The sequence below is a fragment of the Achromobacter sp. NCFB-sbj8-Ac1-l genome, assembly GCF_052695805.1.
Genome location: NZ_CP199812.1, coordinates 3794247 through 3809762 on the forward strand (window position 1 = coordinate 3794247; position 15516 = coordinate 3809762).

13 protein-coding genes are annotated in these 15516 nt (G+C 56.9%); 11 read left to right on the forward strand and 2 right to left on the reverse strand.

The annotated features are described in order from the left end of the window. The first annotated feature begins 28 nt into the window (after positions 1-28). The 5 genes from ACUDP5_RS17295 (at position 29) to ACUDP5_RS17315 (ending at position 4632) form a co-directional block, all read left to right on the forward strand. The gene (locus ACUDP5_RS17295) at positions 29-937 is read left to right on the forward strand and encodes a LysR family transcriptional regulator (protein WP_445656708.1); all 909 of its coding nucleotides are present in this window, start codon (positions 29-31) and stop codon (positions 935-937) included. A 74-nt stretch (positions 938-1011) separates the two neighbouring features. Next, positions 1012-1314 carry a type II toxin-antitoxin system Phd/YefM family antitoxin gene (locus tag ACUDP5_RS17300; RefSeq protein WP_445656709.1) on the forward strand — a complete coding sequence of 101 codons (303 nt, stop codon included), beginning with the start codon at positions 1012-1014 and terminating at the stop codon, positions 1312-1314. Between the two features lie 17 nt (positions 1315-1331). Next, a complete protein-coding gene (locus ACUDP5_RS17305; protein WP_199166009.1) occupies positions 1332-1718 on the forward strand; it encodes a type II toxin-antitoxin system RelE/ParE family toxin in 387 nt (128 codons plus the stop codon). A gap of 124 nt (positions 1719-1842) precedes the next feature. Then, on the forward strand, positions 1843-2193 hold the full coding sequence (locus ACUDP5_RS17310; RefSeq protein WP_175192166.1) for a nucleotide pyrophosphohydrolase: 351 nt from the start codon (positions 1843-1845) through the stop codon (positions 2191-2193). 21 nt (positions 2194-2214) lie between these two features. Continuing rightward, entirely contained in the window at positions 2215-4632 is a 2418-nt protein-coding gene (locus tag ACUDP5_RS17315; RefSeq protein WP_445656710.1) for a DNA/RNA helicase domain-containing protein, read from the forward strand. A gap of 25 nt (positions 4633-4657) precedes the next feature. Here the strand turns inward: ACUDP5_RS17315 and ACUDP5_RS17320 are convergent, their stop codons facing one another. Continuing rightward, a complete protein-coding gene (locus ACUDP5_RS17320; protein WP_445656711.1) occupies positions 4658-5545 on the reverse strand; it encodes a methylenetetrahydrofolate reductase in 888 nt (295 codons plus the stop codon). 164 nt (positions 5546-5709) lie between these two features. Further along, on the reverse strand, positions 5710-6633 hold the full coding sequence (locus ACUDP5_RS17325) for a LysR family transcriptional regulator (RefSeq protein WP_183004854.1): 924 nt from the start codon (positions 6631-6633) through the stop codon (positions 5710-5712). Between the two features lie 142 nt (positions 6634-6775). Here ACUDP5_RS17325 and msuE point away from each other — a divergent pair, with 142 nt between their 5' ends. From msuE to ACUDP5_RS17355, 6 genes are all read left to right on the forward strand, one after another. Continuing rightward, a complete protein-coding gene (gene msuE, locus ACUDP5_RS17330) occupies positions 6776-7357 on the forward strand; it encodes an FMN reductase (RefSeq protein ID WP_263914040.1) in 582 nt (193 codons plus the stop codon). A gap of 78 nt (positions 7358-7435) precedes the next feature. Further along, a complete protein-coding gene (locus ACUDP5_RS17335; protein WP_445656712.1) occupies positions 7436-8419 on the forward strand; it encodes a DUF1852 domain-containing protein in 984 nt (327 codons plus the stop codon). Positions 8420-8448: 29 nt separating this feature from the next. After that, positions 8449-9477, forward strand: a complete 1029-nt coding sequence (locus ACUDP5_RS17340) for a methionine synthase (protein WP_175218070.1) — start codon at positions 8449-8451, stop codon at positions 9475-9477. Between the two features lie 458 nt (positions 9478-9935). Then, positions 9936-12248, forward strand: a complete 2313-nt coding sequence (locus ACUDP5_RS17345) for an ATP-dependent nuclease (RefSeq protein ID WP_445656713.1) — start codon at positions 9936-9938, stop codon at positions 12246-12248. Continuing rightward, positions 12241-14178: a UvrD-helicase domain-containing protein gene (locus ACUDP5_RS17350; RefSeq protein WP_445656714.1), complete on the forward strand. Its 1938-nt coding sequence runs from the start codon at positions 12241-12243 to the stop codon at positions 14176-14178. Before ACUDP5_RS17345 ends, ACUDP5_RS17350 begins: the two co-directional genes overlap by 8 nt. 221 nt (positions 14179-14399) lie before the next feature. Next, complete coding sequence (locus tag ACUDP5_RS17355; protein ID WP_445656715.1) at positions 14400-15347, forward strand: HNH endonuclease; 948 nt, start codon at positions 14400-14402, stop codon at positions 15345-15347. Positions 15348-15516 lie beyond the last annotated feature (169 nt).

Consider the following 15516-nt stretch of genomic DNA (forward strand, 5'->3'; position numbering starts at 1 on the left):
AACAATCACATCAATGCTTGGCGACTCGATGAATCTCATTCACCAATTCAAAGGCTGCGACCTGCTGGCCCTGAACGTCTTCCTGGCCGTCGCTGCGCACCGCAACTTTCGTGCGGCGGCCAAGGAAGTCGACATCACGGCATCGGCGGTCAGCCATTCCATCAAGACGCTGGAACAACGGCTGGGCGTACGGCTGCTCAACCGCACCACGCGCAGCATGTCGTTGACCGATGCCGGCGAGCGGCTGGCGGCGCGGCTGCGCCCGACCCTGTCATCGCTCAGCCAAGCCCTGCAGGAAATCGACGACCTGCGCGAGACGCCCCGCGGCACGGTGCGCATCAACGCCAGCGAAGGCGCGGTGCGGCTGGTCCTGCGCCCGCTGCTGGCGCGTTTCCTGCGCACGTATCCGCAGGTGCATCTGGATATCGTGTGCGACGGCAGGCTGAGCGACGTGGTGGGCGAAGGCTTCGACGCCGGTATCCGGCTGGCCGAGGCCGTGCCGCAGGACATGATCTCGGTGCGAGTCGGCGGCCCGGTGCGCTTCGCGGCCGTCGCATCCCCGGCCTACTTCGCGGCGCGAGGCCGGCCCACGGTGCCGCAGGATCTGCATCAGCACGACTGCATCCGGTTTCGCTTTGACAGCGGGGGCCTGTACCGCTGGGAGTTCGTGCGGCATGGGGTGCAAGAAAGCATCAACGTGAACGGGCCGCTGACGCTGACGGACCAGCCGCTGATGGTGGACGCGGCGGTGGATGGCATCGGCATTGCCTTCGTGCCGGACCATCTTGCGGTGCAGGCGCTGGAGGACGGCAGGCTGGAACGGGTGCTGGACGATTGGTGCCCGGCGTATCCGGGGCTGTGTCTGTATTACTCGGGGCACCGGCATGTGTCGGGTGCGTTGCGGGCGTTGATTGAGATGTTGCGGGAGGCTGTGTGAAGGTTGAGTTGCCAACGTCGACTTCCTGTATCATGTACGTTATTTTGTACAAAACCTAGTCCAGGAAAAAAGCCATGGCCATCTCTTCCAGTGACGTCATCCCGCTGTCCCAAGCCCGGGCGAACCTGTCCGAGTTGGCCGATCAGGTAAAGGCTGGCGCAGAAAAAATCGTGACCAAAAACGGGGAAAGCTACGTCGCCATCATTGACGCCCAACGGTTGGATTACTACCACCAGCTAGAGCGTGAACGCATCCATCTTCTGGTCATGGAAGACGCGGGCAAGGGCTTGGCTGATGTGTATGCCGGAAAGGTGAAAGACGCCCGTGACACGCTCACAGCGCTCAAACGCCGCGGCACGACCAAAGCTACTCGCTAACGGACGGAGTTCACCGAGTGCCCGTTCTCTATACCGTCAAACTCACTGCGCACTTCGAGACCAACCTTGAAGAGATCGATGCGTTTCTTCAAAAAGCCGACATTCCCCACGCATTCGATATGTTGCTGGATGAATTGACGGACACTGTCGTCCCAAACCTGGAGCGCTATCCGAGCTTAGGGCGACTGTTTCTGGAACGCCCGGCCCGATCGGTCGAAGCGCTCAACGGCATCGAACGCCTGACCAAGCAACTCGACGCTATCGACGACAACGGCGAATTGCGCGAATACGTGATGACGCATTACCTGCTGCTATATGCACGCATCGGCAGCACGGTATATTTGCTTTCGATCCGGCACCACCGGCAACTGTCGTTTGATTTGGAAGGCCATTGGTTGGAGTGAGTAGACACGCTTCTTTCACAGAGAGCGGTCCACAGCTCATCCACTTACGAGCCTGCACCGTCGCTGATAAGCGATCCCAATGGATCCACCGACTCACCAGCAGCATCACGCTGAGAATTCATTCATGACCGATACGCTCAAAAATCTTAGCCAGCAACAAAGCGAGTTCGCAAAGGAACGCGATTGGGAGCAGTTCCATTCGCCCAAGAACTTGGCGTCCGCGCTGATCGTGGAAGCAGGGGAATTACTCGAGCATTTTCAGTGGCTGACAGAAGAGCAAAGCCGGGCACTTTCTGCTGAAAAGCTCGAAGCTGTTGGTAGCGAGATAGCGGATGTGCTCCTTTATCTCGTTCAACTGAGCAACGTGCTTGGGATTGATCCTGTGCGAGCTGCGCAGGCAAAAATTCTGATCAACTCGCAGAAGTACCCAGTCAACCGCGCCAAGGGTCGCAGCACGAAATACGATCAACTTTGACGTGCTGGAACAGGTGCAATCTTGATCATTTATCAGGCCAGCAAGACAGAATTTCTCCAACATGCGCTTCGTGATGACATCGAGGACATCATGCTGCGCCATGTCCGCCATGCCGGTGTCGCCGGTGGCGGAGAAAGCGAAGTGCGTTCGTGGCGAAGCTCGTTGTTCGAAATGGCCAAAGTGCTTCAGGATGCTGAAATTCCAGACGACGCCGGTATCGCCATCGAGTACCAGCTCCCCCGCAGTTCACAGCGTATCGACTTCATGGTCACGGGAGAAGACGACACAGGGTGCCCGAAGGTCGTTATCGTCGAATTGAAGCAGTGGTCGACTTCCAGATACAGCAGCAAGGATGGGGTTGTCTGGGCACGACGGGGTGGGCGTAACGCCGAGGTAGAAGGCCCTCACCCCTCGTATCAAGCCTGGTCGTACGCAGCGCGGCTTGAAGATCTCAACGCGGCCGTTCATGAACAAGGCATTCGCCTGCACCCCTGCGCTTATTTGCACAATCATCCTCGCGATGGTCAGATCGACCATCCGCACTACGAGCCGCACATGGAGCGGGCTCCCCTCTTTCTCAAAAGCGACAAGGATAAGCTCAGCCGATTCATCAGCAAGCATGTACGACGCGGCGATCGCTTGAAGTCGCTTTATGCCATCGAACGTGGTCGCATCCAGCCATCGAAGAGCCTGATGGACTATGTGACGGGCCTGATGCAGGGCAAGAGCGAGTTCGTGCTTATTGATCAGCAAAAGGTTGTTTACGAGTCCATTCTGCAGATAGAAGCCCGCTCGCGCGCGCAGAAGCAGGTCATCATCGTCCGAGGAGGCCCTGGCACCGGCAAGTCGGTTCTTGCCATAAATCTTTTAGCCGCACTTATAGGCCAGCAGCGCAACGCACGATATGTGACGAAGAATCGCGCCCCCCGAGAGGTGTTTCAAGCCAAGTTGACGGGTACATTTACCAAGACTCGACTTGGCAACCTGTTCAGCGGCTCAGGATCTTTCACTGACGACACGCCCGATAGCCATGACGTTCTGTTGGTGGATGAAGCGCACCGACTTAACGAGAAGAGTGGCCTCTATCGCAACATGGGCGAGAATCAGGTTTTGGAGATCATCCGATCAGCGCGCTGCACTGTCTTCTTTACGGACGACGATCAACGGGTCACGATCTTTGATATTGGTCACACCGAAGAACTGAAAAATCAGGCCAAAGCGCAGGGGGCCGAAATTACGGAACTGGAGTTGACGTCGCAATTTCGATGCAATGGTTCGGAAGGCTATCTCGCCTGGCTGGACAACACGCTGGAAATTCGACCCACGGCCAATCCAGTGCTAGACCCAACTGACTACGATTTCCGGGTATTTGATAGCCCGACCGAAATGCATGACCTCATTGCTGCGAAAAACCGGCTGAATAACCGATCTCGCGTTGTTGCCGGCTATTGCTGGCCTTGGCCAAGCAAGAAGAACCCCGCAGCGTGGGACATCGAACTATCCCAATTCGGCTATCAAAAGCGGTGGAACCTCAGCACAGACGGGAGCCTATGGATCGTCAAGCCCGGCTCCGTCCAGGAAGTGGGCTGCATCCACACCTGTCAAGGCCTGGAATTGGACTACGTCGGCGTCATCATTGGCGACGACTTGGTCTACCGTGATGGTCAGATCAAGACGGATGCTACGCAGCGTGCGTCTTCCGACCAATCTGTACGTGGGCTCAAGAAGATGATGCGAGAGAACCCGGATAATGCAAGGGGACTGGCGGATCTCATCATCAAGAACACCTACCGCACGCTGATGACCCGAGGCATGAAAGGTTGCTATGTCTATTGCACCGACAAAGCGCTCGGTGAATATCTGCGCAACAGGCTGGGTTCTACTACGGAACCGCTATCTGAACCGATCTTGCAAACCGACGACACCAACGTCGTGCCATTGAAACAAGTCATAGAACCCAAGCGTCAAAACAGCTTTACTGCGCTGCCACTCATCGACATCAAGATGGCAGCAGGGGCTTTCTCAGACGCCCAGATGCTAGACGAGGCCGCCACCCAGTGGCTAGAACCGCCAGATTGGATTACCCCGCAGCCCGGCCTCTTCGTGGCTCAAGTTGTGGGCGAGTCGATGAGCCGAAGAATCCCCAACGGGTCATGGTGCCTGTTCCGAGCGAAACCGAGCGGTACCCGTCAAGGCAAGGTTGTAATTGCGCAGCATCGCAGCATTGATGATCCAGAGACGGGTGGCAAATACACAGTCAAAGTCTACTCAAGCAAGAAAACGATCAACGCTGACGGCAGTTGGCATCACGAGCAAATTATTCTGCATCCGGATTCACTGCAGCCCGGCTATGAACCGATCGTTATCAGCCGAGATGTAGATGACGATGAGTTCACAATCGCCGCGGAACTGCTGACCGTCCTTGAGAACGAACCCTGAGTGTCCATTGCCGCCGGACTGAGCTTCACGATACCGCCGGACCGGCGCGATCCAGCGCCGGAGTCCGCGCCCGATACTGCTCGATCCATTTCACCGACTGCGCAATCCCTCCGAACGGAAAGAAATGCAGGCTCACCGATCCATGGGCGTCCGTCAGCCCAGCGGTCAGGCGATCCACGAACACATCCGGCCCCGCCGTGCCGAGCAGCTTGCCCAGCGAGATACCGTACTTGGACCACATTGACGCGCAGGCGCTGACGCCGCACAGCGCGGCATAGCGCGCCAGCACCGCAATACCCGCGGGCCCCGGCACGCCCACTCGCACGGGATGGTCAATGCCCCGCTCGCGCAGCGTTTGCAGCCACGCCAGCGCCACGTCGGCATCAAATCCGAACTGCGTGATGATCAAGGGCGCCATGCCGCGGCGGGTAATCATCTGGCACTTGCGTTCCAGCACCTCCCACCGATCGGACGCGCTCATGACCGGATGCCCTTCCGGATGCCCGCCCACGCCAACGACCCGGATGCCCGCGCGTTCGAAAACGCCGGTTTCGATCAATGACGCACTGTCGGCAAACGGCCCGACCGGGGTCGATGGGTCGCCTGCGATCACGAAGCAGCGCTCGACCCCGGCTTCAGCGACCGCCCGCGTGACGAACGTTTCCAACTCGGCAAGCGAGGCGATACGGCGTGCAGACAGGTGCGGCATGGGCTCAAAGCCCAGCCCGCGCACCACCCGCGCCGCGGCCAGTCGCGCCTGGTCGTCCTGCCCGGGCAGGTAGGGAATGGAAATGGTCGACCCGGGCAATATCCGGGGCGCCGCGGCGGTCAGCGCGGCAATGTCCTTCGTGCTGACTTCCAGCGAATAGCCGTCGGTGATGTGGCGAAAGGACTTGAGCGTACTGGGATGCATCAGGGAATCAGTGAAAGGCCCGCAGAACGGCTCGAAAGATGGTTCGACGAATGTGCTCGACGAATGTGCTCGACGAATGTGCTCGACGAACGGGTTCGACGAACGGGCTCGACAAATGGATTTGCCAGTCGGCTCGGCGGACGGTCTGCGTTCAGCGGTAGGGTTCAGGCAATGGCTTCCGGCGCAATGGCGGCGACGGGCACGGCGGCGGGATGGCGTGCCAGTTCGATGAAGGCCCGCACATAGTCGATGGCCGTATCGGCCTCGCGCGCGCCCAGGAATATCTGCTTGGCGATGCCGCGCGCACCCAGCCGCACGGGCACCACGTCCATCCTGGCCGCGTATTCCTCGACCAACCAACGGGGCAACGCGGCCACGCCGCGGCCGCTCGCCACCATCTGCACCATGATGTCGGTGGTCTCGATGGCCTTGTGGCGCCTGGGCGTAACCCCCGCCGGCAACAGAAACTGGTTGTAGATGTCCAGGCGCTCGATGTCCACGGGGTAGCTGATCAGCACTTCCTGGGTCAGCTGCTGGGGCTTCACATAGGCCGCGCCCGCCAGGGGGTGGCCCTTGGCCACCACCAGCACCTGCTCGTAGTCGAACACCGGCTCGAACTTCAGGCCGGGCTTGAAGAGCGGGTCGGGCGTGACCAGCAGGTCAATCTCGTAGCCGAACAGCGCCCCGATCCCGCCAAACTGGAACTTCTGCTTGACGTCCACATCCACGTCCGGCCAGGCCGCCAGGTAGGGGGACACCACCTTGAGCAGCCACTGGTAGCACGGGTGGCATTCCATGCCGATGCGCAGCGCGCCGCGCTCGCCCTGCGCGAATTGGCCCAGGCGCTCTTCGGCCAGGTCCAGCTGCGGCAGCACCCGGTTGGCCACCGCCAGCAGGTATTGGCCGGCCTGCGTCAGGCGCAGGCTGCGACCTTCGCGCAGCCAGACGTCGGTGCCCAGCTGCTGTTCCAGCTTCTTCATGCTGTGGCTCAGGGCCGACTGGGTCAGGTTCAGCACGCCGGCCGCGGCCGTCAACGACCCCTGCTTTTCGACCTGCTGGACGATGCTGAGGTGGATGCGCTCAAGCATTCAGATGATTCCTGCTCATGGATTCGTGAAATAAAACCATTTTACTTCATCACCCCCCTCCTCTAGCATGCGCTTCCGGCTTGTTGCTGCACCTGCACAAAGCAGATGCGGCGCCGCGTAGATCCCTTCAAGTGAAGCAAAAATGACACGCCCCCTCCGTCTCGTCGCAGTTTCCGGCGGACTGCAACGCCCCTCCAAGTCCGCGGCCCTGGCCGAGCACCTGCTGGACCTGATCGCTGACGAATTCCCCTGCGAACAGCACCTGGTCGAACTGGGTCAGCTTGCCCCCCAACTGGCGGGCGCGGTCTGGCGTTCGCAATTGCCCGACACGGTAGAGCGGGAACTGAGCATCGTCGAGCAAGCGGACATTCTGGTGGTGACCACCCCCGTCTACCGCGGCTCTTACACGGGCCTGTTCAAGCATTTCTTCGACTTCATCGACCAGGACGCCCTGGTCGACACGCCCGTCTTGCTGGCGGCCACCGGCGGCAGCGAACGCCACGCCCTGATGATCGACCATCAACTGCGGCCGCTGTTCAGCTTCTTCCAGGCACGCACCCTGCCCCTGGGCGTCTACGCCACCGACAAGGATTTCGTCGACTACCGCCTGCAGGACCCGGCCCTGATCGAGCGGACCCGACTGGCCGTCGAGCGGGCACTGCCCTTCATTGAACTGACGCGCGATCCCCGCGCGGTCACCGCCCCAGAAGCGGTCGCGGCCTGAAACACGGTCCATCAAACCACCGACACCGGCGTTATCGCCCCGCAGACTTTTTTAGAAAAACTGGCACACCCAATCAAAATGAGCAACGCGTTCACCTTCAGCATCAAAAGCATCAATTTTGATGAAAATTATCAGCCGTCTGACAGTACGCGCATCACGACCAACTTCGCCAATCTGGCCCGGGGAGCAAGTCGCCAGGAGAATCTGCGCAACACCCTGAAGATGATCGACAAGCGCTTCAATAACCTGGCGCATTGGGACAACCCCAAGGGCGACCGCTACTCGGTCGAACTCGAGATCATCTCGGTTGAAATGAACATCGGCGCCGAAGGCGGCAATGCGGCCTTTCCGCTGATCGAGATCCTGAAGACCAACATCGTCGACAAGAAGAACAACGAGCGCATCGAAGGCATCGTCGGCAACAACTTCTCGTCGTACGTGCGCGACTACGACTTCAGCGTGCTGCTGCCCGAGCACAACAACAACAAAGCCACCTTCAGCACGCCCGACAATTTCGGCGAACTGCACGGCAAACTGTTCAAGCACTTCGTCAATTCCAGCGCCTACAAGGCCAATTTCAGCAAGCCGCCCGTCATCTGTATCAGCGCCTCGAGCAGCAAGACCTACCAGCGCACGGAAAACCAGCACCCCATCCTGGGCGTTGAATACCAACAGAACGAATTCTCGTCGACCGACCAGTACTTCGAAAAAATGGGCTTGCAGGTCCGCTACTTCATGCCCCCGGGCAGCGCCGCGCCGCTGGCCTTCTACTTCCAGGGCGATCTGCTGGGCCACTACACAACGCTTGAGCTGATCAGCATCATCAGCACGATGGAAACGTTCCAGAAGATCTATCGCCCCGAGATCTACAACGCCAATTCCGCGGCCGGCAAGTTCTATCAGCCGAGCCTGAAGAACCAGGACTACTCGTTGACGCAGATCGTCTACGACCGCGAAGAACGCAGCCAGCTGGCCGTCAAGCAGGGCAAATTCACGGAAGAGCACTTCATCAAGCCGTACGCCAAGACGCTCGAAAGCTGGGCCGCCAACACCGCCCTCTAATCACTCGAAACACACAAGAAACTCAGACCATGAAAAAACTCCTGCCCACTTCCACCGCCGGCAGCCTGCCCAAGCCCTCCTGGCTGGCCCAGCCTGAAAAGCTCTGGTCGCCCTGGAAGCTGCAAGACGAAGAACTGGTCGAGGGCAAGCAAGACGCCCTGCGCCTGGCCCTGCAAGAACAGCAACACGCCGGCATCGACATCGTCAGCGACGGCGAGCAAACCCGTCAGCACTTCGTCACCACGTTCATCGAACACCTCAGCGGCGTCGATTTCGAAAAGCGCGAAACCGTCCGCATTCGTGACCGCTACGACGCCAGCGTACCCACCGTCGTGGGCGACGTCAGCCGCCAGAAGCCGGTGTTCGTCGAAGACGCCAAGTTCCTGCGCCAGCAGACCAAGCAGCCCATCAAGTGGGCCCTGCCTGGCCCCATGACGATGATCGACACGCTGTACGACGGCCACTACAAGAGCCGCGAAAAGCTGGCCTGGGAATTCGCCAAGATCCTGAACCAGGAAGCCCGCGAACTCGAAGCCGCAGGCGTCGACATCATTCAATTCGACGAACCGGCCTTCAACGTCTTCTTCGACGAAGTGAATGACTGGGGCATCGCCACCCTGGAACGCGCCATCGAAGGCCTGAAATGCGAAACCGCCGTGCACATCTGCTACGGCTACGGCATCAAGGCCAACACCGACTGGAAGAAGACCCTGGGTTCGGAATGGCGCCAGTACGAAGAATCGTTCCCCAAGCTGCAGCAATCCAACATCGACATCATCTCGCTGGAATGCCACAACTCGCACGTGCCGATCGATCTGCTCGAACTGATCCGCGGCAAGAAGGTCATGGTCGGCGCCATCGACGTGGCCAGCGACAAGGTGGAAACGCCGGAAGAAGTGGCCAATACGCTGCGCAAGGCGCTGAAGTTCGTGGATGCAGACAAGCTGTATCCGTGCACGAACTGCGGCATGGCGCCGCTGTCGCGGGCGATTGCGAAGGGCAAGCTGCTGGCGCTGAGCGAAGGCGCGGAGATTGTGAGGAAGGAACTGCAGGGCTGATAGCCCACTGAAGCGGGATGGGGGTGGAGGGATTGAAGCGGTAGGTTGTTCTCCAAACCCATTCCCAATGAAAAAAGGCGCCGAGGCGCCTTTTTTCATTTACCGCGAAACTACTGCGGTTTTATTCCCACTCGATCATCAATAGGTCTCGCAAGCCCGCGTGGACAAAGGGATTTGCGATGAGCGACATGGGCCGCTACCGTCGTATTTACCGTCACCCGAAAAGCGCTTTGTCTGGTGCGGAAGATGGAAGAACTTGGGGGGCGACGACTCCGGCAACTCCACCTGGAGCAGCGCGATCCGCGAAGCGGAGACGTAACGACGTGTTTCGTTTACCATTTATTTACGTACCGCTGTTTTCGGCTACCGCGAGATGATGCATCCGGTAAGGCAAAAATGCTTCCTCACAAATTAGCGAATACAGCCTCCTAGAGATCGTTAAAGCATCGGAGGGATTCGTGCATCTTCACTCATATCGCCTCAAGAATTTTCGACGTTTGAAGGACGCTCATATAGAGCTAGCTGATGACATCTCGATATTTGTAGGATCGAACAACAGCGGAAAGACGTCGGCAACTCAGGCTATCCAAGCGTTTGTCACGGGTGGAAGGGACCGCTTCAGTCTTTATGATTTCAGCTCTTCATGCTGGAGAGTTTTCGATCAGGCTGGAGAGATCAACTTAGCTGAGCCAGTTGCCGATGGTTTTTCACTGCCAAGCATAGAACTGGATCTCTGGTTCGAAGTAGCCGCACCAGACCTATACCTAGTGATTCCCTTGCTTCCCAGCACAGCGTGGGCAGGAACGAAGGTTGGAATTCGGGTTTCGCTTAGTGCAAAAAACCCCACGACTCTGATCCAAAACTACCAAGAAGCCAAAGCTAAAGCCGCTGAGCAAGTCGCAGAACTGCTGCCGGGGTCACAGTACACACCTTGGCCTCGCTCCATGACTGACTATCTTCAGCGTGAACTTAAAAGCGAATATGAGCTGCGTTATTTCATTTTAGATCGAACGCATTTCGATGAGAATTTTCACGAAATTGAGGACTATCGTCCCGAAGAAATAGGTGGCGAACCAGGCGGGGGCACAATCCTAAAAGCGCTCATCCATATTGATAGCCTGGGAGCTCAACGGCATTTGGCCGACCCAAATCCAGAAGCAGGCGGAAGATCAGAAGACCTATCGAAGCGTCTGAGCCGCTTCTACAAGCGCAATCTTAATCAAAGGCAGGACGATCACACAGCGCTCAAGGCTTTGTTCGACTCTGAGCAGGCACTTAACATTCACTTGGATGGGGTATTCAAGCCGATGCTCGATCGGCTAGCAAAGCTGGGGTATCCGGGCATCAATAACCCGCGATTGAAAATTATGTCAGCGCTAGACCCTGCCCACGTGATGAGTCAAGACGCGCGCGTCCACTATCAGATTGGAGATGGCGAAGATGTTGCCACACTCCCTGATAGTTACAACGGGCTCGGCTTCAAGAATCTGATCTACATGGTAGTAGAGATTCTGGACGCCCAAGCAAGATGGATGGCTATGGACAGTCGCCCTCCATTGCACCTGATTTTCGTCGAGGAACCAGAGGCTCACTTGCACGCCCAGCTTCAGCAAGTCTTTATCCGAAATGTGCTTGAACTTCTGAACATAGAAGGCGACGATGAAAGCATATTCGGAAGTCAAATGGTTATAACCACCCACTCGCCACACATTCTTTATGAGCGAGGGTTCAAGCCAATCCGCTATTTCCGTAGAAAGAAGGTTGGCGGCGAACAGATGACTGAGGTCATAAATCTATCTGCCTTCTACCAAGCTCAGCCAGATGACCGAGACTTTCTCGAACGATATTTGAAGCTGACTCACTGTGACCTTTTCTTCTCAGATGCCGCAATTCTTGTTGAAGGCAATGTTGAAAGGTTGCTATTGCCCATAATGATTCAGAAAACGGCGAAAACTCTTCGCTCAGCTTGCCTATGTATTTTGGAGGTCGGCGGAGCCTTTGGTCATCGCTTCCAGTCGCTCATAGAGTTTCTTGGTTTAACTACGCTAATCGTCACTGATATTGACAGCGTAGCGCTCGTGATACCCGGGGCCGAGGCGGACGAAGACGACGAGGAAGCCGAGGAATTCGAGGTTCCTGCTGATGCAGAGGCAGACATCGCTGCGCAGGCTGTGGTCGATGGGCAAAATTCTATCGGCGCGCAAGAGGCAGCCCTGCCCAAGAAGAAGTACGGCAAGGCTTGCTTGCCAAGTGAAGCTGGGGCCGCTACCTCGAACCAGACCCTCATAAAATGGCTTCCTGGCAAGCTAACAATCGAAGAATTGCGCAACTCTTCCGATGCCGACAAAACTCATGAGCTTGAAGATGGTGCAAAGGTTCGCGTTGCCTATCAAACCGAACGTGCTATCACTTGGAACGGCTCCACCGAAAGTCTTTGCGGGCGCACGCTCGAAGAGGACTTCGGCCTCGAAAATGCTGAGTGGTCACAAGCAGCAGCGAGGAAGTCTCTTGGCCTGATTGTGAAAGGGGGGGCCGCCAATCCTTATGAGCTTGCCAGAGGCCTTAATAAGAAGGTTTCAGGCAAGAGCTTCGACAAGACTAAGTTCGCACTGGCTCTATTAACCGAGAACGAAGATACGTGGCACGTCCCTGCATACATTCGTGATGGACTCGTTTGGTTAAGGGACGAGGTTCGCATCGAAGTGGAGAATGTATTGCCCGATATTGTTCTGAATGCCGAAGCCGCCGCCCTAGGAGAAGAGCATGAGTAGCCGGGCGAATAAGCCAGATACCCAAGCGGACCTAGATCTTCGCAACTGTCTTAGAGAGGCTCCACCGCGCAGCTTCATAATGAAGGCTGGTGCCGGCTCTGGAAAAACCACCTCTCTCATTAAGGGGCTGTCGTCGGCCATTCGCATACACGGCGAAAGACTGAAGAAGTCCCGTCAGCGCATTGCTTGCATTACTTACACGGAGATCGCGGCCGGAGAAATATGGAGGGACGTCGGCAGTGATCCGATGGTTCATGTTTCGACTATCCACAGTTTCATGTGGCTGCTAGCCAAACCGTTTCAAAAGGACATTCGCGCTTGGGTGTCCACGCGCATCACGGAGAAAATCGAGGCGCTTGAACAGAAGCAGGCCACTTACGGCCCCAGAGTTCAACAGCGTACGAAAGATAAAGACGCCCGCGACATGGAACGTCTCCGCAGACAGTCTGGTCGCATCGCAGCGGTCAAAGGTTTTCGGTATGGAACAGGTAGCGACTACGTCAAGGGAATCTTGGGACACGACGATATTTTGAAGCTTGTACCCTACCTCATCGCTGAGCGCCCTCTGTTTCGAACCCTTCTCGCGCGCCAGTTTCCCTTCGTATTTGTAGACGAGAGTCAGGACACGACTGCAGAAGTCATCGACGCATTGAAGATTGTCGAACGCGAACCAGGCGTGTCACTTTGCCTCGGCTTCTTCGGCGACCCGATGCAACGAATTTATGCCACGGGAAGTGGCCTGGTCGAAGCATCGCCGAATTGGGCTGACATTCCCAAGCCAGAGAACTTTCGGTGTTCCACCAAAGTGTTGAATCTCGCCAACGCCATACGGCGCGGTGGTGATGACCTCATTCAGGTTCCCGGCGAACGCCTTGGATCCGAAGGCATCGTGCCAACCCCTGAAGGTTCAGCCCATCTTTTCATCTTGCCGGCGGACGATACGCGGGACGCGAACTTGGTACGCGTCCGAGACTGGATGGCGGCGCGAACCGATGACAACGAATGGCGAAATGAGCATGATCAGGTCAAACTTCTCGTCATTGTTCACCAGATGGCCGCGAGGCGTTTAGGGTTCGGAGAGCTTTATACGGCACTAAACTCCAAGGCGCCGACAGCATTCAAGGATGGTTTTCTGGATGGATCTGCGTGGCCTCTTTCGCCGTTCGTTAAATTTTTGATTCCAGTGGCCGTAGCCCACAATCAAAGCCGGCAACTTGAAGTGATGCGGCTAATCCGGGAGTACTCACCGCTTCTCGAAAAGGACAATTTACTTGGAGCGAACGTCGCAGAGCGACTCAAGGTGCTCAGTGAGCTTATAGCCTCAATCGCAGATGCCATAGCGGGAAACTCCAATGCCACGATCGGCGAAGTATTGAAGAAGGTGTATGCCGCAGGACTACTAATCCTAGACCACCGACTGGCATCGTACTTGGACCCTAATGCGCCCCCACCTGTCCCGCCAGTCGAGGAGGCGGGCGATGACGACGACCAAGAAGAAGATGACTCCGACAAGGAAATCGCTTCTATGGATGCTTTTTTGGCATGTCCTGCCACACAGCTTCTGCCGTATCAGACCTACATCTCGGAGCGCTCCCCTTTTTGGACTCAGCAAGGCATCAAAGGAGCAGAATTCGACAGAGTGCTAGTCGTGCTGGACGATGCAGAAAGCACCCATTTCCAGTTTTCCTACGAGAAGTACCTGGGTCTCAAAGCGCCTTCGGATACAGACCGAAAACACATCGAGGCGGGCGAAGAAACGACCATGGATCGAACACGCCGCCTTTTCTATGTGAGTTGCACCAGAGCTCTAAAAGATTTGGCAGTAGTGCTTTTCACAACCGATCCCGATCACGCTGAGGGACATGTTCGCCAACTCGGTCTTTTTGAACCCGATTCCATTCATACTCAAGCCGTCTTTGATGCAGGATGATTCGTTCACGCAGGATCTCCGCCGCTAGTAGGTTGGTGGCCAACTGCACCATGCGGCGCGGGCAGGTTCTTTGTGCGGAAGCGCAGACCAAACTCGACCAGCAGTCTGCTGGCTTAGGTCATGCCCACCTAAGGCCTTGGCGTGGTTCGGCCAAGTGCGCTGCTGGAGTCCTCTTGAAATAGAGAATCGCCGGGACGCTCGCCAGCCTCTGAGGTAAAAAGATGAATTCGAATGATTCAAAAGAGTTTGAGCTTGATGAACTTGCTGCAAAAAGTCATACCCCTCCAGGTTGGCCAATCCAGACTATTGAACTAGTGCCGAGTGGCAGGGCGCCAAAGAAGTATGGCCCAACTACGTATCGGTTTGGTGCGGTGTTGACGCTCAGCGTTATTCTCCCTAGAAGAGGCTGGACGCTCGTAAAGAAAACAAAAAACTACGCTTACTTCATCCCTCCCTCCGACCAATCATCGCCGCCGTTCAATATTTCTATTGCTGTTCCTCCGGCGGAAGAGGTTCTTGCGCTTGTACACAGAAGCTATGCCAGGGGTCAATCATGGAGGGGGCAATTAGGCGAGTGGCCCGCTTGGTACCTTCACGAGCGAAACACAGATCTGCAAGAAATGTGGCGCGATCCCGGAACCGGCCTAATGGCTTCGCGCCTTCACAAGAACCCGCCAAAGTCGAGCTTGACCATCGGCGAATGGGGCGTTTGGGAAGCCAATGCCACGGGCGTAGGCGGCGAGTTTGTCCTAGGAGTCTTGCCTCCCTCTCTCGTGTCTGCACCAGCAATCAGCGGCGCTGCATCAGAATCAACGCTCTCCGAAGGAGCCTCGACGACGGTCGAATTGACGCTCTACGAGCGCAACGCTACGGCACGGAAGCTCTGCATCGCGTACTACGGACCGACCTGCCTAGCATGCGGCCTGAACTATGAAGACAAGTATGGGACAATTGGCGCCGATCTTATCCATGTCCATCACGTCACTCCATTGTCGGCCATTGGCGAGGCTTATCAGGTGGACCCCATACGAGACTTGATCCCCCTCTGCGCCACGTGTCATCACGTCGTACATAGAAGAGATCCTCCATATTCAGTTGCCGAAATGAGAGCCGCGATCACCGCTCAAGCGGCCCGTAAATCTGGTAGTGGTCGAGGAGGCCAAACTTGAGCCATAGCACCTGCCAGTTCTAGATCATCGTGACAACACGCAAGACCTTATCTGCGGGCATGAACTCAAGCGTAACTGTTACACGTTCAGGACCTCCGTCTTCGCGTGGAAACTCCAGCATGATTTGAAGTAGCTACCCCTGTAACCAGCGGACTCAGTAGTCTCAGGA